Source organism: Hyphomicrobium sp. (genome assembly GCF_020852195.1).
Classification (GTDB): domain Bacteria; phylum Pseudomonadota; class Alphaproteobacteria; order Rhizobiales; family Hyphomicrobiaceae; genus Hyphomicrobium_C.
The window spans coordinates 1-18,569 of the sequence record NZ_JADZBI010000103.1; the positions used below are offsets into that span (position 1 = coordinate 1).

An 18,569-nucleotide genomic window follows, 5' to 3' on the forward strand; every position below is an offset into this window, starting at 1 on the left:
GCATCGAGAGCCAGCTCGGGGAGGCCGGGCGGCGGCTGCTCTCGGAGATCCGTTACCTCGGCCACGACATCATCGAGGGCCGCATCGAGCGCCACCAGATCCGCTGCGACCTCAAGCATGGCTGGATGGAGGTGGCCGCGCGGCCGCGCCACATGGATGCGTTGCGCGCCTACGTGGACGAGCGCCGCGTGGCCGGGGACGGCGACGGGCTCGAGCTCGTCGAGGCGGGCGACATGGAGCGCGTGCTCGGCTCGCGCGCCTACCATGGCGCCATGATCGACGCTAAGAGCGGGCACCTGCATCCGCTCAACCTGTGCCTTGGGGAAGCGCGTGGGGCGGCCGGGCTCGGCGTCGAGATCTTCGAGGAGTCCCCCGTGGTCGCGTTTGGCGGTGGTGCCAATCCGTTCGCGGAGACGGCCGAGGGTCGCGTGGAAGCCTCGTCCGTCGTGCTCGCGGGTTATGCGGACGCCGCGCTCCAACGCGGACGGCTGTGGGGACTTGTGTTTCCGACCGGGAGCTACATCGTCGCTACCGAGCCGCTCCCCGAGGCGCTGGCGCGCGAGATTATCCCGCACGACCGCGCCGTCGCCGACAGCAACATCGTGCTCGACTATTTCCGCCTGTCGGCTGACCGGCGGCTGTTGTTCGGCGGACGCTGCAACTATTCGAACCGCGATCCGCGCGACATCCGCGAGACGCTGCGGCCGCGGCTCGTCGACATCTTCCCGCAGCTCGAGGGCGTGGCCCTCGACTACGCGTGGGGCGGGAAGATCGACATAGTTCTCAGCCGCGTGCCGGCGATCGGGAGGCTCGAGCCCAACGTCTACTACATGCAGGGCTACTGCGGGCATGGGGTCAATGCCACGCACATCGCGGGCGAGATCGTGGCGGATGCCATCTCCGGCACGATGGAGAAGCTGGATCTCTTCGAGCGGATCCGCCACGTGCGGCTGCCGGTCGGTCAGTTCCTCGGCAACCAGATGCTGGCGCTGGGCATGCTCTACTACCGCCTCAAGGACCTGCTTTGACGCCTTCTGAGCAGGCGGGTACGTGCCAGTTTGCTCGACGTGTCTGGATCCCGGCCGTCCATGCGAAGCATGGCTCCGCCATGATGCCGGGATGACGTCGAGTTTTGTATGCGGTTCCGAGCCCCTTTTACGTCATGGCCGGGGTTGACCTGGCCATGACGTTGAAAGGGTTGTTGCCTTGAAGGGTTGAGGCTCGCGATCGGCTGGTGCGAGATCGTCTCGCTGCTAGGCTACGGAGGCAGCTTTCTCCAGAAGCTTGGCGATGGCCTCGTGAGCCTTGGCAATAGCCTCGTCGCAGGCGACGTAGGCGGGCGTGGCGTTGCCCCAGTTCTGGCTGCGGACCGCATCGATCATCTTGGATGCCTGGGTGTGGGCGTTCGCCAATGCGGACGACAACTCGGAGGCCAGCACCAGTCCGCCGCCGGCGGCCCTGCAGATCTCCTCCGCCTCGGCCATCACGCCGGCCTGGGGCAATTGCGGTGCGGCGGCGGGGACGGGCGTCGTGCCGAGCAGGATCTGGGCGAGCTGGCGCTTCCAGAACAGGGCCTCCGCTCCGAGCCGCATGATGGCCTGGCAGCGCACGGGAAGCTCCGCGCTGTCGAAGGCCTTGCGCAGCATGTCCTCGCAGTCCTCGAGGCGCTTGCCGATCTTCTGCACCTCGTCCTTGCTCTTGGTGGCCTTCTCGGAGATGCGCACGACGTTGTGGGTAATCTCGGCGGTTGCGGCGCGCTGCTGCTCGAGGACGTTCGAGAGGCTGCGGATGCGCTCGGCAACCTCGGCGACCTCGTCGCCCAGGCTTTCGATGATGGTTCCGACCTGCGTCACGACGGAGCTGCCGGAGGCGACGGACTTCAGACTGTTGGCCACCGCCTGGCGGATCTCGTGCATCTCGCGCGTGAGCGCTTCGACGCGGGAGCGGATCTCCTGCGTCGCCTTGCCCGTCTCCACGGAGAGCGTCTTGACCTCGGCGGCGACCACGGCGAAGCCGCGGCCGGCCTCGCCCGCGCGCGCCGCCTCGATGGTGGCGTTGAGCGCGAGCAGGTTGGTCTGGCGGGCGATGGAGTCGATCGAGGTCGCCATCTCGCCGATCTGGTCGACGGCGGCCTGCAGCACGGACACCTGGTCGCCGATCTTGCTCGACTGGCTCTGGATGCTGGTCATGGCCTCGACGGCGGCGCGGGCATCGTTGATGCAGCTACGCATCGTGTCGCGCGCGTTCTCGGTCTGGCTCGCACTTTGGGCGGAGACGGTCGACAGCTCGGCGATGGAGGCCGCCATCTCCTCGACGGCGCTCGAGATTGAGACCGTCGATTGTGCGACCTCTCCGAAATCATGGGACAGCCAGCCGATGTTGACGGAAGCCTCGCAGGCCTCCTTGCCGAGGTCGCCGGCCAGCTTGAGCTGGTTGGTGTAGGCCGTCTGCACCAACGCGACAAGCCGCGAAAGGGCCTGTGAAATCGGGCCGTCGACAACGACGTTCGAGTGCAGCCTGTCGCGGATCAATTCCTCGATGGCCACAACAAGGTCCTGGGGGGTGGTGCCGGTCGTGATGGTGGCTTGAGACGCGACGGAGGTCTTGGATTCGCCGGGGCGGCGCATGGCAAACACTGCGGTCTCTCCTTGGGTCTTTTTCTTACGTGGTGCCGGGTCGCGCCGGTCTGCTCGCGTCCGCAGCCCCAGGACCGCGTGCGCATCGACTGGCAACCCGAGGATGCACCGCTGAATAGACTTAAGCCTTAGCCGTTAAAGGCCGCTTAACCGTACACGGTCCGATCAACATTATTCGTCGGTTGACTGGCGAACACTTTGCGGCGGGCCAGAGGAGCGGCGCCGTCGTCTAGCGGCGGTAACCGGGGAGGCGGCGCAGCAGGTCCTCGATGGGATTGTCGACCCAGGCCTGTGTCACGAAGCTGCGATGCGTGACGTTCTCGCCGCCCGAGAGCAGCGCGATATCGCCCTGGTGCAGCGGACGATCGAGCTCGGTGGCGTAGGCGATGTCGCGCGTGCTCAGGATCTCGGCGAGCTTGGAGTTCTTCTCGCGCGTCGAGTCGAGGTAGGCGCTGACGAAGAAGGCCGAGCGGTCGTTCTCGATCCAGGAGGCGAACTTGCCGAGCTCGCCGTAGAGCGCGTCGAGCAGAACGACGCCTCGCAGGCGCTTGTTGAGGCCGCCGTTTTGTGCGCAGGAGGCGGCCGCGAGATAGCCGCCGCTGTAGGCGACGAGGATCACGGGCGCGGAGGCGAAGGTGCGCACGCTCTTCGGGTCGCCATGCAACTTCGCCAGCGCTTCGGCGGCCTCGCCCATGAAGCGCCCGAAGGCGCCGGGCTCCCAGAAGCGCCCCGCGCTCGAGTCCGCGGCATTGACCGCGAACTGCGGCGCGATCAGCACGGCGTTGGCGCCGGAGCGTGTGACCTGGTCGGCGACGCGCTGCCGGCGCAGGACGTCGCGCTCGAGCGTGGCGCCGTGACCGTGGAAGAACACGATCATGACGGACGGGCGGCGCACGTCGAAGCCTTTCGGGAGGTGCAGCAGCACGCGACTGTCGCTGTAGGTTTCGTCCTCCCAGTAGAGCCGGCCGTATGGGGTCGTGTGGCCGCGCCGTCCGTCCTCGTTGACGTCGAGGAACGGCTTGGCTGAGCCGGGGACGGTGCCGCGATAGGGGAAGGGGGCGGTCTGGAAGGCGACGAGCGTGGTCTTGGCTTTCTTCAGCGGCCCGGCGCGGGATTGGACCTGCTGGGGCTTCGGCACGGCCGCGCGCTGGGTGTCGCGTGCGGCCGGGGTCTTGGCCCACGACGGCGCGGCCGGCGCGAGCGCGAAGCCGGCGGCGAGGGCGAAGACCATTCCCACGTTGTGCGATCCGGCCCGGCGTCCCATCACCATACCGCCACTGCTGCTCCTCACCCGGTCGTCACTGCAATCCACGCTCAAGGCCGCTGCGCGCGGGGCTTGCCGCCAGGCGCCGGTCAACTCCGACCCTAACGCCGGCTTGGTTTCGCGGAGCTTTATGACCGTCTCACCTGCCTAACGGCCAATCGTGTCGAGATCTGGGACGGAAGGCTGTGGGCGGACTGCACGTATGCGGTGCAATTCTGCAACGCGTTCGGGCCATTTCCAGCTTCAGCTTGGCGATCCGGGCGCGGCCTTCTAGGGTGTGAGCCTCTTTCATTCTCCTGGATTTTTCATGACCTTGTCCGATCCTTCTTCGACGCCGGCCGCCGGCCCGGCCGCGCCGGGCGGGCGAACGGTCTCGACCACGACGGCCACGGCCATCGCGGTCGCCGACATGATCGGCATCGGCGTTTTCACGAGCCTCGGATTCCAACTCGCCTCCATCCCGTCAGGCTTTCCGATCCTGATGCTGTGGATAGTCGGCGGGCTAGCGGCGCTCGGTGGCGCGCTCTCCTATGCGGAGCTCGCGGTGGCGTTCCCGCGCTCGGGCGGCGAGTACAACTTTCTTTCGCGGATCTATCACCCGGCGCTCGGGTTCATGGCCGGATGGGTCTCGGCGACGGTCGGCTTCGCGGCGCCGGTGGCGCTCGCGGCCATGGCGTTCGGCGAGTACTTCGCCGGCGTGGTGCCGGGTGCGCCGCCGCTAATCCTCGGGCTCCTGGTCGCGTGGGGCGTGACGCTGGTGCACCTTTCGGGGCTCAAGCCGGGAACGGTGTTCCAGAACGTGTCGACGCTGATCAAGGTGGCGCTGATCATCGCCTTCATCGTTGCCGGCTTCAGCGTCGCCGACCCGCAGCCGATCTCGTTTCTGCCGCAGCCGGGCGATCTCGGGCTCATCGCCAGCGCGCCGTTCGCGGTCAGCCTCGTGTTCGTCATGTACTCCTACTCGGGCTGGAACGCGGCCACCTATATCGCGGGGGACGTCAAGGAGCCGGAGCGCAGCCTCCCGGTGGCCATGTTCGTCGCGACGCTGGTGGTGACGGTGCTCTACGTGGCGCTCAACGCGGTGTTCCTCTACACGACGCCGGTCGCCGCCATGGCCGGCCAGCTCAACGTGGCGCAGATCGCGGGCGAGCACATTTTCGGGCCGACGGGCGGGCGCGTGGTGGCGGCGCTGATCTGCATCGGCCTCGTGTCGGCGATCAGCGCCATGATGTGGATCGGCCCGCGCGTGACGGTGGCCATGGGCGAGGACTTCTCGCTCCTTCGCATCTTCTCACGCCACTCGCGCAGCGGCGCGCCGATCGTCGCGCTCGCGCTTCAGATCGCCGTCGTCACGCTCCTGCTCTTCACGCAGAGCTTCGAGGCGGTGCTCGACTTCATCCAGTTCAGCCTGACGCTGTGCTCGTTCCTCGCCGTCGCCGGCGTGATCGTGCTGCGCGTCACTCGGCCGGAACTGCCACGTCCCTACAGGGTATGGGCGTATCCGCTGACGCCGCTCGTGTTCCTCGTCGTCACGGGGCTCATGATGGGCTATCTGCTCTCGGAGCGGCCCGCGCAATCACTGGCAAGCCTCGGGCTGATGGCCTCTGGGCTCGTGCTCTTCTTTCTGTCGCGACGCGCGTCCGCGCACGGCGACGACGACCCTCAACGCGCGGTCAAAGGATGACAGGTCCATGAAACGGTTTCGGGCACTTTTTGCCGCCCTCGCGCTTCTGCTGCCGGCGGCGGCGCATGCCGACAGCAAGGCGACGGCCGACGACAACGCGCGCGTGCTCGCGGGGCTTCCGCCTTCGGCCGGCTCGCCGCTCGAGCCGCTGACGCGCGACACGGCATGGCAAACGCATGCCAAATACTTCGACAAGGCCTGGGACAGCCTCGAGCAGCGCCAGCTTGGCAAGATCCGGGCGTGGTCGGCCAAGCACGTTCCGGTCCGCAAGCCGGTGCTGTTCTACATGTTCAGCGGTCCCGACTTCCTCTACGCAGATGCCTTCTTCGAAGGCGCGTCGGTCTATGTGCTTTCGGGTCTCGAGCCGGTCGGGGCGGTGCCGGATCTCGCGGCGCTGCCGCCCAAGGCGCTCGGGGGTGAGCTCAGGGGCTTGCAGCACTCGCTCAACTCGGTGCTCTCGTTCAGCTTCTTCATCACCAAGAAGATGAAGACGGAGCTGCGCGACGGGCGGCTCACCGGGACGCTGCCGATCCTCTATACCTTCCTCGCCCGCAGCGGAAAGACCGTGCGCGAGACGACGCTGGTCACGCTCAATCCGGACGGGACGGTGACGCCCGTCGCCGACGGTCCGCTCGAGAAGGGCGCGAGCCCGGGCGTCAAGATCACGTTCGTGTCCGGCAGCGGGGCCGAGCAGACGCTCTACTATTTCAGCACCGACCTCTCGAACTGGGGCCTCAAGACGAGCGGCTTCCTCGCCTTCTGCAAGGGCTTCGGGCAGGGCGACAGTTTTGTGAAGAGCGCGTCCTACCTCATGCACTCGGACAATTTCTCGACGGTGCGCGATTTCGTCGTCGCCAATACGGCGACGCTGGTGCAGGACGACTCCGGCGTGCCGATCCGCTTCCTGGACGAGAAGGACTGGCGGATCGAGGCCTTCGGGCGCTATCTCAAGCCCATCAGCATCTTCTCGCCGAAAACCTATCAGCCGCAGATGCGGGACCTGTTTGCCAAGGGGCGCGCGCAGCCGTTGGACTTCGGTATCGGCTACCGGTGGCGGCCGAACGAATCCAATCTTCTGCTTGCCGTGCGGGAAACAGTCAGGGCGGAGGCGGAGCAGCCGCGGCCTTGAACGGGCGCGCAGAGGGGGATTTTTTGGTCCAGGATGTTTCGAAGGCCCGCATTGCTCGGGCTTTGCCTAGCTTCAGTCCACATTGTACGTTATCGCCCGATCGCTCCGGGGATTCCGCCTAAAGTCGCGCGTCAGGGAGGTTCACGTGGCCACCGTCGTCACCGTTCACGGCACGTTTGCCCATTCGGGGGGCACAGCCGAAGCCCTCAATATCGGAGACGGCGAGACGCAGTGGTGGCAGCACGGCAGTGAGTTCGAAGCCGATCTCAAGTCCAAGGTGGCCGGCGCGGAAGGCGGCCCCGTCGAGGTGGTGCCCTTCACCTGGAGCTCGCTCAACAGCGAGATCGACCGGCGGAACGCGGGCTCGGCGTTGCTCCGGGTCTTGCGCGGGCTCGACGCGCGGGGCGAGCCCTACTGCGTCGTCGGCCACAGCCACGGCGGATCGGTGATCGCCTCGGCGCTGATCGAGAGCGTCGCCAAGAGGAAGCCGCTCACGCATCTCAAGCGCTGGATCACGGTCGGGACGCCCTTCGTGGGCATGCGCAAGGAGCGCTTCCTGTTCACGCGGCTGACGCTCACCCGGAAAGTGATCTTCGTCGCCTCGCTCATGCTCTTCATGATGTTCCTGTTCTACATGGCGGGCGAGCTCTTCGGGCAGGGGTTCCAGAGGCGCGGCGAGCGCTTCTACACGGCGCTGCTCTTTTCCGGCACCATGATGTCGCTGCCGATGCTCTTCTCCTATCTCGTGTTCCGCTATCTCGACGGGCGAGAGCTCATGGGCTACGGCCGCGGCGCCGTGCAGAGGGCGCAGGAGCACTACGCGGACAAATGGCTGCCGCTCTGCCACAAGGACGACGAGGCGGTACACGGGCTGCGCTACCTGCCGAACGTGCAGATGCATTTCTTCGAGAAGGACTTCGCGGCTTCGACGCTGACCAAGGCGGCCATCATCGCGCTGCCGCTCGTGTATCTGTTCGTCGTCACATCGCCGACCATCATGCTTGCGATCTCGGATTTCCTGCAGACGAAGGTCTACGACGTGCACGAGTTCGCGGACGAGGACGCAGCCGTCACCAAGGCACGCGAGGAAATGCGGTCGCTCAACCAACGCATGCGGGAGGTGCGGCGGCAGGGCGAGCGGAGCGGGCTCGATCCGCTTGCGGCGGACGACGCGCGGCGCAAGTCGGATGATATCCGCAGGGAGCTGGCGGCGAAACGGCGCCAGCTCGAGCAGTCGTTCCCGCAGTTCGCGGAGGCCGAGCGTGCGCAGCGCTTCAAGCGGCGCTTCCTGATGCGCGACCGCAAGCCCTGCGAGGGCAACCGCCTCTGCGGAGGCGGGCACGACTATGCGCTCAACAGCAAGCTTCTGTTTCACGTCGTGACCGACGAGCTTTCCAGCGCCGTGGTGGACGACGAGATCTTCGGCGGGCGGGTCGGCGGCGTGCTGCGGCTCCTGATCCCGGTGGTGCTGGTGCCCGTCGCGTTCGCGCTGCTGGCGCTGGGCGCGCTCGCGGTGATCGAGTATCTGGCGCGCATCGTCAGCCGCTGGGTGAGCCGCGTGCTCAACCATGTGACGCTGGCCGAGGTCAAGCGGTCGACGTTCGGCAACGACACGGAAGGGGAGGTCGTCGTCGGAGCGGACTACGGTCCCTCCTGGCTCGAGCCCGTGACCTGCCTCCTGCCCGACGAGGTGTCGGAGGCGATCTCGGCACACAGCAACCAGATGGCGGCGCAATCGATCGCCAAGTTCCGGAACGCGATCAGCACATTCGCGTTCGCGGAGGGCGAGGAGAGCAAGTCGGGGCTGATCGCGGGCTACCTGTCCTGGAAGGAGCTGGTGCACACCTCCTATTTCGACATCCCGGCGTTCCGCAAGATCGTGGCGCTGTCGATCGGCCAGGCGGAGGGCTTCGCCCCGACGGCGGCATTCCTGCACGATGCCACCTTCACCCGCACTGCGCAGTGGGTTGCCGACCTCGGCCGCAAGCTCGACGCCGTCGGCGTACCAACGGACATCGCCGTCGCCGGCCAACAGCCCGTCGAGCGGCCGGTCGCTTTCCCGGCGTGACAAGCGGATTGCCGGCCCATTTTATCAAGTGAGGTGCCCCCCTCACCCGGCCGCTTGAGCGGCCGACCTCTCCCCACTGGGGAGAGGTAAAGGGGGTGCGCCTTTCTCACCTCTCCCCAGTGGGGAGAGGTCGGAAGCGATCGTCAGATCGCTTCCGGGTGAGGGACGCTCAAGGAACGATGGCCGCTATGTCTTGATCTCGATGAATTCGATCTCGGGGTTGCGGCCGGCGTTGTAGTTGAGCGTGAAGACCGAGGCCGGAAGGTAGACGTAGTCACCGTCGAGGTCGGTGGCGACCGACGAGCGGTTGGCCTCGATGAAGCGCTTCAGCGCCGCCGGATCCTTGGCGCGGATCCAGCGCACGGCGTCGCAGGGCGCGGGGTCGAAGTCCGTCTTGAGGCCGTACTCGTGGACGAGCCGGTCGGCGAGCACGTCGAGCTGCAGCGCGCCGATGACGCCCACCACGGGCTGAGTGCCGTCGAGCGGATTGAACACCTGCACCACACCTTCCTCGGCCATCTCGCGGATGGCGTCCTTGAGCTTCCTGGCCTTGATGGCATCCTCGAGCCGGATGCGGCGCAGGATCTCGGGGGCGAAGCTCGGGATGCCGAGGAACGTGATGTCCTCGCCCTCGGTCAGCGCGTCGCCAATTCTCAGCGTGCCGCGATTGGGGATGCCGACCACGTCGCCGGCAAAGGCCTCCTCGGCGATGGAGCGGTCCTGGGCGAAGAAGAACTGCGGCGCGGTGAGCGCCATGGTCTTGCCCGAGCGCACGTGCTTCACCTTCATGCCGCGCGTGAGCTTGCCCGAGCAGACGCGCATGAAGGCGATGCGGTCGCGGTGGTTCGGGTCCATGTTCGCCTGGATCTTGAACACGATGCCGGTCATGGCGGGCTCGGTGGCCTCGATCTCGCGCGTGGCGGCGCGCTGCGAGAGCGGTGGCGGCGCGAAGTTTTTCAAGGCATCCAGCACGTCGCGGACACCGAAGTTCTTCAGCGCTGAGCCGAAGTAGACCGGCGTCAGCGCCCCGTGGCGGAACTTCTCGAGGTCGAAGCGGCCGCAGGCTTCCGCGACGAGATCGATCTCCTCGCGCCAGCGGGCGTAGGAGTCCTCCTCCATCAGCTCGGCGAACAGCGGATCGTCGGGGCCGGTGACGGGCTGGCCGTCCGGGTTCTCCTCGAGGCGGCGCACGCGCGGCTGGTAGAGGTCATAGGTGCCGCGGAAGTCGCGGCCCTGTCCGATGGGCCACACCATGGGCGCCGTGTCGAGCGCCAGCGTCTTCTCGATCTCGTCGAGCAGGTCGAGCGGCTCGCGCGCCTCGCGGTCGAGCTTGTTGATGAAGGTGACGATGGGGATGTCGCGCATGCGGCAGATCTCAAACAGCTTGCGCGTTCGCGTCTCGATGCCGCGTGCAGCGTCGATGACCATGATGGCACTATCGACCGCGGTCAGCGTGCGGTAGGTGTCGTCCGAGAAGTCTTCGTGGCCCGGCGTGTCGAGCAAGTTGAAGACGGCGCCGCCGTACTCGAAGGTCATGACGGAGGTAGCGACGGAGATGCCGCGCGCCTTCTCGATGGCCATCCAGTCGGAACGCGTGGCGCGGCCGTCCTTCTTGGCCTTGACCTGGCCGGCAAGCTGGATGGCGCCGCCGAACAAGAGAAGCTTCTCAGTCAGCGTCGTCTTGCCGGCGTCGGGGTGCGAGATGATGGCGAACGTGCGCCGCCGCGCGATCTCGTCCGCCAGCTTGCGGTCGGCCGGTGCGGAGGGCTTGGATGCGGGCGGCGCGGGCTGCTCCGAGGCCGTCTGCGCCCGGGTTTCGTCGCTCATGATCCTGTCCGGGATGTCGTTTTGCCGGGTCTATAGCATCGTTTTTCCCGACCGTAACCCTGGCGGCGCCCCCTCACCCGGACGCGATTTGCAATAGCGTCCGGGTGAGGGGGCCACAGGCGCTACGCCAGCTCGGCCAGGAGGCACTTCAGGATGCCGTAGTCGAAGCGGCCGTCCAAAGCGGCGTGGGCTGGGCCGAGCTTGCCCGACTCCAGCGTGCCGAGCCGCTCGAACACGGCGTGGATCTCGTCGACGTCGGCCGGATCGAGGTCGAGCACGTCGCCGGCCGCGACGACGCCGGCCTCTATCGCCTCCGCGAAGTGGGTGTAGATGGTCGAAACGTCAAGGTTGCGCTCGGTGGCGATATCCTGCGGTGCGACACCGGCGAGGTGGAGCGCGAGCGTCTGGTTAACTGTCGGCGAGAGGCGGTTGCTCAGCGCTGCGTGTGGCGCGAAGCGTGCGATGGTCTCCAGGAACGCCTGTCCATAGCGGCGGATCTTGCTGGTGCCGAGGCCGGTGATGCCGTGCAGGCCGGCTTCGTCCGCCGGGCGCTGGCTCGCCAGCTCAACGAGCGTCTTGTCGTGGCAGATGACGTAGGGCGGCAGGCCGGCCTCGGTGGCGAGCTTGAGGCGCAGTGCGCGGAGCGCCTCGTAGAGCGGACGGTCGGCGGTCTCGACTTTGCTCGCCGCGGCCGAGCCGCTTTTCGTTTTGCTCTTCTTCTCGCGTGGCGGGGCGAGGCGCAGCATGAAGCGCTCCTCGCCGCGCAGGAGTGGGCGCGCCTTCTCCGCGAGGTGCAGCGTGCCGTGGCCCTCGTCGTCGGAGGCGAGATAGCCCAAGGCCGTGAGCTGGCGGAACAGGCTGCGCCAGACCGTAGCCTCGGTGTCCTTGCCGATGCCCCAGACGGAAAGGCGGTCGTGGCCGTTGCGGCAGGCGCGCTCGTTGTCCTTGGCGTTGAGGACGTCGATCAGGTAGCCGACGCCGAAGCGCTCGCCGGTGCGGTAGACGGTCGACAGCGCCTTCTGCGCGAGCACGGTGCCGTCCACCGTCTTCGGCGGCTCGAGGCAGTTGTCGCAGTTGCCGCATGGCTCCGCGCGCGTCTCGCCGAAGTAGGCGAGCAGGAGCTGGCGGCGGCAGGTGACGGCCTCGCAGAGACCCACCAGCGCGTCGAGCTTCTGGCGCTGGGTGCGCTTGAACAGCTCCGAGCCTTCGCTGCCGGCAATCCACTGCGTCTGCTGCACGATGTCCTGCATGCCGTAGGCGAGCCAGGCGTTGGCCGGCTCGCCGTCGCGGCCGGCGCGGCCGGTCTCCTGGTAGTAGGCCTCCATGGAGCGCGGCAGGTTCAGGTGGGCGACGAAGCGGACGTCCGGCTTGTCGATGCCCATGCCGAAGGCGATGGTCGCTACCATGATGACGGCGTCGTCCTTCAGGAAGCGCTCCTGCGCCCGCCGGCGCACCTCGGGCTCAAGGCCTGCGTGGTAGGCCAGCGCCGTACGGCCCTTGCGCACGAGCCAGTCCGCCATCTCCTCGACGGACTTGCGCGAGAGGCAATAGACGATGCCGGCGTCGTTCGGGTGCTCCGTCGAGATGAAGCTCCACGGGCGCTCGCGGGCGCTCATGGAGCCCATCTCCGCAATCGTGTAGCGGATGTTCGGTCGGTCGAAGCTCGCCACGAAGCGGCGCGCGTTGTCGAGGCGCAGCTCGGTCGCGATCTCCTCGCGCGTGCGGTCGTCGGCGGTGGCGGTCAGCGCGATGCGCGGGATCGTGGGGAAGCGCTCGGCCAGCACCTTGAGCTGGCGGTACTCGGGGCGGAAGTCGTGCCCCCACTGGGAGACGCAGTGCGCCTCGTCGATGGCGAAGAGGGCGATCTGCGCCCGCTCCAGCAGGCGCAGCGTGCGCTCCTGCACGAGGCGCTCGGGGGCGACATAGAGGAGGTCGAGGTCGCCCGCCGCGAGGCGGCGCTCGATTGTGTCCTGCTGTCCGCGATCCTGGGAGGAGTTGAGGAAGGCGGCGCGGACGCCAGCTTCCTTCAGTGCGTCCACCTGGTCCTGCATCAGCGCGATCAGCGGCGAGACGACGAGGCCGGTTCCGGAGCGCACGAGGGCCGGGATCTGATAGCAGAGCGATTTGCCGCCGCCGGTCGGCATCAGCGCCAGCACGTCGCCGCCCGTGATCAGGGTCTCGATGATGTCGGCCTGGTGCGGGCGGAAGCTCGCATAGCCGAATACCTCCTCTAGCACGTGCTGGGCCTCGGCGAGGCTCGGCGCCGGCGCAAGCGGCAGCAGGGCGGCGGATGTCCGCAAGGCGGCAGGCGGCATGAAGAACCCTTGGCTGGTCTTCGGAGACCCGGCCGGCACGTTAACAGACTTCCTGTTTCAGAGTCCGATTCCCATTCGGGATTCGATCAGGCTCCTGGGGACGCTAGCGCGATTCTCTGCGCCACTGGACAGCGAGCGCGCTGTTGCTGTCCACAGGTCGGTCAGGAGTGATAGGGAGGTGCGGGCCTAGTGAGTGGCGGCATGTATCGGTGTCGGAGCGGATGCCGTAAACTAGGAGAGCGTCAGGGGCCTCATTTCACCCCGCCCTCCGCGGCGCAACTCGCCTGGAGGGGGGCGGCCCCAATATGCCGAATAAGGCCGCAGGGCTCCTGGCGTTCGTCCTTCACTATTGTTGCGCTCTGCGGCTGGCGCATTTGGCGGCGGACGACGGGTGGCGGTTTCGCAACAGAGATGGCCGAACCCTTTAGGTAATGTCAGTTATCGGCCTAAGTCGGCTTCCGAATCATCGGAATCGCGGTTACGGCTTTGTCCAAGTGGTTCTGCGTACGACGCTATCCATTACCTTATTTCAGGGATGATGATATGTGGTACGCAGATTCTTTGAGAGCGCCCGCGCGCCTTTTTGCGCTTGCCGTGGCGGCCTTTCTGATGGTCCCGGGCTCGTCGGCGCAGGCTCAGATTCCGTGCCTCTATGAGTCGGGCGGCTTCCTCGCCAGCTGGTACAGCGAGTGCGAGGATTCGGCTTCGAGCGCATCCGCGCTGGGATCGGGCTTGTCGGCCATTGGCGAAGGATTTGCTTCGCAGCAGATTAACGTCGGGGCGGGGATCGCGGGCTTTGCAAGCCCGACGGGGCGGCTTCGCCATACCAGCCACGACGGCCTTGTCGAGAAGAGCACGGGACTGCGCACTCAGGGCTTCGAGATCGACGAGGGCTCGGTGTTCGGCAATGTCTCCTACGACCTGCCCGGCACCTATTTCGGCGGCAAGGTGAGGGTCAACGGGCTCGCGGGCTACAACCGGCTTTCGCAGGATATCGATACGTCGGGCGCCAAGACCGACATCGATGCCTTCATCTACGGCGGCAGCTACCTCTGGAGCAAAGGCTCCTTCTACAGCATGTCGCTCATCATCGGCCTGTCGGGCGAGGCGGACGGCGTGGAGAGCACGGTTGGGAGCAAGTACTCCTACGATGTCTCGGGTTATTTCACGAACAGCGTCATCGGCTATACCTTCGATTGGCCAGGGACTGGATGGAGGTTCGATCTGCGCGGCGGGCTCGGGCACTACGATGTGAGCACGGACAGCTTTACGTTCGTGAACAATCCGGCTGCCGGGAAGATCAAGGGCGTGGCCGAGGCCTGGAGCGGCTCTATCACCGGCACCTTGTTCACGCTCGTCGAGACCGATGGTGGTGGCGTGCTGCGCCCCTACGTCCTGGCATCATACAAGAACGTCTTCGACGAGGAGATCGAGGTCAAAGGTGACTTCGTCGCGGAGTTCGAGCAGGCCGACGACTTCGGCAAGGTTGAGCTGGGCTTCGACTACGTCAAGGGCGCGCTGACCTATGGCGCGGCCGCCTACACCGAGTTCTCCGAGGACGAGAAGACGATCGGCGCCCGGCTCGGCGTGTCGGTCAAGCTGCAGTAGGCAGCGGCCGATTTGGTTAACGGAAGGGCGGGCCTTAACGGTGCCCGCCTTTTTCTTTTCTTCGTCTAGCCAAGGCTTGTCCCGCATGGAACAGACGGCGCCAAACCTCTTGTGGTGACAATGACTTCAACATGGGGACCATCGATGGTGACTTTGCAAACCAAAGATTGGTTCTCCGTGGTGGGTATACTGGTCAGCATGCGTCCATTGGGATATACTGCGGGCCGCTATTTGGAGGTTCCGATGGCGACGATCTCTTTCAAATCCAAGGCTCTTGCGGGCGGCCTTGCCGCAGCGCTCGCGCTGGTGCTCGGCCCCGTCGGGTCTGTCGATACGGCCCGGGCCGACCAGGTTCCATCCGTGCAGCAGATCATCGAGGCCTTGAAGCCGCGCAAGACGCGCGGGCTCTCCGTGAAGCCGACGCAGGCCGAGATCGAGCGGGCCAAGGTGATCGATGACCTCACCTCGAAGGCCGCGAGCCGCGGCCTCTCGGTGCCCGAGCGCCAGCAGCTTGCGGACGCGGCTGCCGACAAGCCCTCGCTCGATTTTGTCATCTATTTCGATCTGAACTCGGCCAAGGTTTCGAACCGCTCGAAGAGCACGCTCGATGCCTTGGGCACGGCGCTTCAGGATGACTCGCTCAAGGGCGCGTCGATCATGATCGCGGGGCACACGGATGCCACGGGGCGCTCCGAGTACAACCAGACGCTCTCCGAGCGCCGCGCCGACTCCGTGCGGACCTATCTCAGCGAGAAGTTCGATGTCGGGGCCGACAGTCTGACGGTCGTGGGCTACGGCGCAGAGCGCCTCAAGGATCCGCACGCGCCGCGAGCCGGCATCAACCGCCGCGTTCAGATCGTCAATCTGACCGACAACAAGACCGCGTCCACCAGCAAGCCGCTGAGCGACCCCGGCCACGAGTAAGCGGGCCGCTTTCGAAGGAAGGATAGGGCCCATGCGCCTGAGCACCGTACGCCTTTCCCTGTTTTCCCTTGCGCTGCTGCCGCTCATGGCGGTCGCCTCGCCCTCGGAGGCCGCGGCGCGGCGGCTCGCGCTTGTGATCGGCAACTCGGCCTACCAGAACGTGGCCGAGCTCACCAACCCGCAGAACGACGCCGCCGACATCGCGGAGAAGCTGCGCAACCTCTCCTTCGACGTCATGCTGGGGACGAACCTCACGCGCGACCAGATGCACGAGGCGTTCGAGAAGTTCGCGGAGGAGCTGAAGCCGGGCGACGAAGGCCTGTTCTTCTACGCCGGGCACGGCATCTCGCTCTCGGGCGAGAATTTCCTCATTCCGGTGGATATGCCGGCGGAGATCCAGGTCGAGGATGAGGCGCAGAGCAAGGACGCGCTCGAGTCGAGCCTGGTCAACATCTCGAGCGTGGTCACGCCGCTGCAGAAGGCCAAGCTCGGCATGATCTTCCTCGACGCATGCCGTAACACACCCTCGCGCGAGGAACTGGGTCTGCAGATCGTGGCGCAGGAGGGCGGGACACGTAAGCTGCGCTCGCTGTCGTTCAGCCGCGGTATCTCGCAGGTCAAGGTCGGGCCGTCGACGAGCGGCGCGTCGGGCATCTTCCGCGCCTATGCCACGCAGCCGAACAACGTCTCCGACGATGGCGGCGGCCGCAACAGCCCGTTCACCAAGGCGCTCCTGAAGCACATCGGCACCAAGGGCGTCGACGTGCACCAGATGATGATCAAGGTGCGCCTCGACGTGCAGAACGAGACGAACGGCCGCCAGATCCCCTGGGAGGAGAGCGCGCTGACGGACGTCTACTACTTCACGCCGACGGCGCCGGGCATGGCCGCGCCGCTGCTGCCGACCTACCGCGACGGTGCTGCGCCGGGCGGCAGTAAGCGCCAGAAGGCGACGGCGCAATCGCCGCGCAAGCCGAAGAAGAGCGGCGCGCAGGCGCGCCGCAGCGGTCCGCCACCGGGCCTCGGTGTCGGCGTGGGCGCGGGGTTGTAGGCGTCTGACAATCCGATGACGGTCGAGGCGCGGATGCAAGTCCGCGCCTTTGTCTTTGTGGCGTTTGCGTTCGTCCCGGCTTCGCGACGAGACGGCCGTTCAGGGACACATGAACGTTCCGGCAAGGCCCTGGATGGCAGTACGTTCTACGCAGTGTAGGCGGGGACGAGCTAGTGCGCGGCGCCGAGGCGGGCCAGGCCCTCGCTGCTGCTGTCGGAGCCGGCGTCTAGGTTCAACGCCTTGCGGTAGTCGCTGATGGCCGCGTTGCGGGCGCCGCGTGCTTCGTTGATATGGCCGCGGGTGTCCCAGATGTACGCTTTTCTGCCGTCGAGCGCGATGGCGCGGTTGGCGTCCTGCAGCGCGGAGTCGAGCTCGCCGGCCTTGTAGCGGGTCCAGGCGCGGTTGTTGAGGGCATCCGCGTCCGACGGCTTGAGCCGCAGGGCCTCCGTATAGTCGGCGATGGCGCGCGTGTAGTCGCCCTTGTCGTAGTAGGCGATGCCGCGGTGGTTGTAGGCGTCGGCGGTCGGGTTGAGCTCGATCGAGCGGTCGTAGCTCGCAATCGCGGCGTCGGGGTCGCCCTTGTCGCGCAACGCGCGCGCATACTTGTAGCGGATGGTCGCCTGGTCGTCGCTGCTGAGCCCGCCCGTGTCCAGCAGGCCCTTGCAGGCATCGGCTGCGAGGTCCGCGTTGTCACTCTCGTGGCAGTCCTTCCACTGGCGCGTCAGCACGTAGCGCGAGGCGAGAGGTCCCGGTGCCGCACGCACGAGGTTCGGATCGGGCTCGGGCGATTTCGCCGCCGTCTCGACACGCTTCTCCGGCGCGGGCTTGCTTTGCGTCTCGTCAGGCGTGGCAGCGATGGTCGCGGCAGGTGAGGCCGGCGACGTGGACGGGGCAGGCTCCTCGGCAGTCGCCGTCTCGCTCTCGCCGGTGTCGCGCGGCAGGTACTCGTAGGCGTAGACGCCGGCCACGACGAGGGCGAGGCCGGCGAGAGCGGCCGTCGTCCAATGCGCCCGCAAGGTGTCCAGAAGCTGTGGTAGCCGCGCGGCCAGCGCCAGCGCGGGCGCGGCGGCTGGTGCCGTCTTGCTGCTCTCCGCAACGACGGATGCGGGTTGGCTCTCCTCGAGCGCCAGGGTGTAGGCGTGGATGCGCTCGGGAATGTTCTTCAGAGACTGCGGACCGGCATCGGCGAAGCGCAGCGCCATCTTGCTCGCGACCGCCTCGTGCACGGAGCGCGAGACGCAGATGCCGCCCGGCGGCGCCACGCCCTCGAGGCGGGCCGCGATGTTGACGCCGTCGCCGAGCAGGTCGCCGTTCTCGCGCTCAACCACGTCGCCGATGGTGATGCCGATGCGGAAGTTCATGTGCCGGCTCGCCGGATAAGCGAGGTTGCGGGCCTTGAGGCTCTCCTGCACGTCGATGGCGCAGCGCACCGCCTCCACCGCGCTCTGGAACTCGGCCAGGATGGCATCGCCCGCGGTGTTGAAGATGCGTCCTCCGCCGCGGTCCACGAACTCCGCGAAGACGGTGCGGTAGCCTTCGAAACGCCGCAGCGTCTCCTCCTCGTCCTCGGCGATCAACCGGCTGTAGCCGGCGATGTCGGCCGCGAGAATGACGGCGATCTTGCGTTTCACGGATGTGCCCTCAACCGTTTGTCAGCGCAGCGATTGTCCCATGATCCGGTTGCCCGGCGCAAGCCGCCACAGCGGTTCTGGGGTCCTGGATCTCCAGGATTTGTGTCGTCGAATCAGGGGGAACTGGTCAGGGTTTGGGTTTGCGCTTTCGGGGCGCGATGACCTCGCCGTCCTCCTTGGCGAAGGCGCCGAGGTCCGGGTTGGGAAGGATCTCGAGGACGGTCTCGGACGGGCGGCAGAGGCGTACGCCGAGCGGCGTCTCGACGATGGGGCGGTTGATCAGGATGGGATGGGCGAGCATGAGGTCGATCAGCTCGTCGTCGGTGCATTTCGGATCGTCGAGGCCGAGCTCGTTGTAGGGTGTGCCCTTGCGGCGCAGGAGCTCGCGCGGCTTGAGGCCCATGGCCTTGAGGAGGCGCACGAGCGTCGCCC

General features: G+C 66.7%; 13 protein-coding genes. 7 read left to right on the forward strand and 6 right to left on the reverse strand.

The window, feature by feature from the left end; all coding sequences use genetic code 11:
• Positions 1 to 1,028 (forward strand): FAD-binding oxidoreductase (locus tag IT540_RS08455; protein WP_291175770.1); only part of this gene is annotated, 1,028 nt, incomplete at its 5' end.
• Positions 1,029 to 1,253: 225 nt separating this feature from the next.
• Here IT540_RS08455 and IT540_RS08460 read toward each other — a convergent pair.
• Together IT540_RS08460 and IT540_RS08465 are read right to left on the reverse strand one after the other, a co-directional pair.
• Positions 1,254 to 2,627 carry a methyl-accepting chemotaxis protein gene (locus tag IT540_RS08460; RefSeq protein ID WP_291175803.1) on the reverse strand — a complete coding sequence of 458 codons (1,374 nt, stop codon included), beginning with the start codon at positions 2,625 to 2,627 and terminating at the stop codon, positions 1,254 to 1,256.
• A 238-nt stretch (positions 2,628 to 2,865) separates the two neighbouring features.
• The gene (locus IT540_RS08465; RefSeq protein WP_291175806.1) at positions 2,866 to 3,867 is read right to left on the reverse strand and encodes an alpha/beta hydrolase; all 1,002 of its coding nucleotides are present in this window, start codon (positions 3,865 to 3,867) and stop codon (positions 2,866 to 2,868) included.
• A 340-nt stretch (positions 3,868 to 4,207) separates the two neighbouring features.
• Here IT540_RS08465 and IT540_RS08470 point away from each other — a divergent pair, with 340 nt between their 5' ends.
• The 3 genes from IT540_RS08470 (at position 4,208) to IT540_RS08480 (ending at position 8,781) form a co-directional block, all read left to right on the forward strand.
• Complete coding sequence (locus IT540_RS08470) at positions 4,208 to 5,584, forward strand: amino acid permease (RefSeq protein ID WP_291175773.1); 1,377 nt, start codon at positions 4,208 to 4,210, stop codon at positions 5,582 to 5,584.
• Positions 5,585 to 5,591: 7 nt separating this feature from the next.
• Positions 5,592 to 6,713, forward strand: a complete 1,122-nt coding sequence (locus tag IT540_RS08475) for a hypothetical protein (RefSeq protein WP_291175776.1) — start codon at positions 5,592 to 5,594, stop codon at positions 6,711 to 6,713.
• Between the two features lie 145 nt (positions 6,714 to 6,858).
• Positions 6,859 to 8,781, forward strand: coding sequence for a hypothetical protein (locus IT540_RS08480; RefSeq protein ID WP_291175779.1), 1,923 nt, complete (start codon positions 6,859 to 6,861; stop codon positions 8,779 to 8,781).
• Between the two features lie 186 nt (positions 8,782 to 8,967).
• Here IT540_RS08480 and IT540_RS08485 read toward each other — a convergent pair whose 3' ends face one another.
• Together IT540_RS08485 and recQ are read right to left on the reverse strand one after the other, a co-directional pair.
• Positions 8,968 to 10,608, reverse strand: a complete 1,641-nt coding sequence (locus tag IT540_RS08485; RefSeq protein WP_291175781.1) for a peptide chain release factor 3 — start codon at positions 10,606 to 10,608, stop codon at positions 8,968 to 8,970.
• 122 nt (positions 10,609 to 10,730) lie between these two features.
• Positions 10,731 to 12,923, reverse strand: coding sequence for a DNA helicase RecQ (recQ, locus tag IT540_RS08490; protein ID WP_291175784.1), 2,193 nt, complete (start codon positions 12,921 to 12,923; stop codon positions 10,731 to 10,733).
• Positions 12,924 to 13,466: 543 nt separating this feature from the next.
• Between recQ and IT540_RS08495 the strand changes: the two genes are divergently transcribed.
• From IT540_RS08495 to IT540_RS08505, 3 genes are all read left to right on the forward strand, one after another.
• On the forward strand, positions 13,467 to 14,531 hold the full coding sequence (locus IT540_RS08495; RefSeq protein ID WP_291175787.1) for an autotransporter domain-containing protein: 1,065 nt from the start codon (positions 13,467 to 13,469) through the stop codon (positions 14,529 to 14,531).
• A 243-nt stretch (positions 14,532 to 14,774) separates the two neighbouring features.
• Entirely contained in the window at positions 14,775 to 15,455 is a 681-nt protein-coding gene (locus IT540_RS08500) for an OmpA family protein (RefSeq protein ID WP_291175790.1), read from the forward strand.
• A gap of 31 nt (positions 15,456 to 15,486) precedes the next feature.
• Entirely contained in the window at positions 15,487 to 16,506 is a 1,020-nt protein-coding gene (locus tag IT540_RS08505; RefSeq protein WP_291175794.1) for a caspase family protein, read from the forward strand.
• 170 nt (positions 16,507 to 16,676) lie between these two features.
• On the opposite strand, the gene IT540_RS08510 is transcribed toward IT540_RS08505, so the two are convergent.
• Complete coding sequence (locus IT540_RS08510; protein WP_291175797.1) at positions 16,677 to 18,137, reverse strand: tetratricopeptide repeat protein; 1,461 nt, start codon at positions 18,135 to 18,137, stop codon at positions 16,677 to 16,679.
• 127 nt (positions 18,138 to 18,264) lie between these two features.
• Positions 18,265 to 18,569, reverse strand: a 305-nt coding sequence (locus IT540_RS08515; protein WP_291175800.1) for an ArsC/Spx/MgsR family protein, incomplete at its 5' end; no start/stop codon positions are given.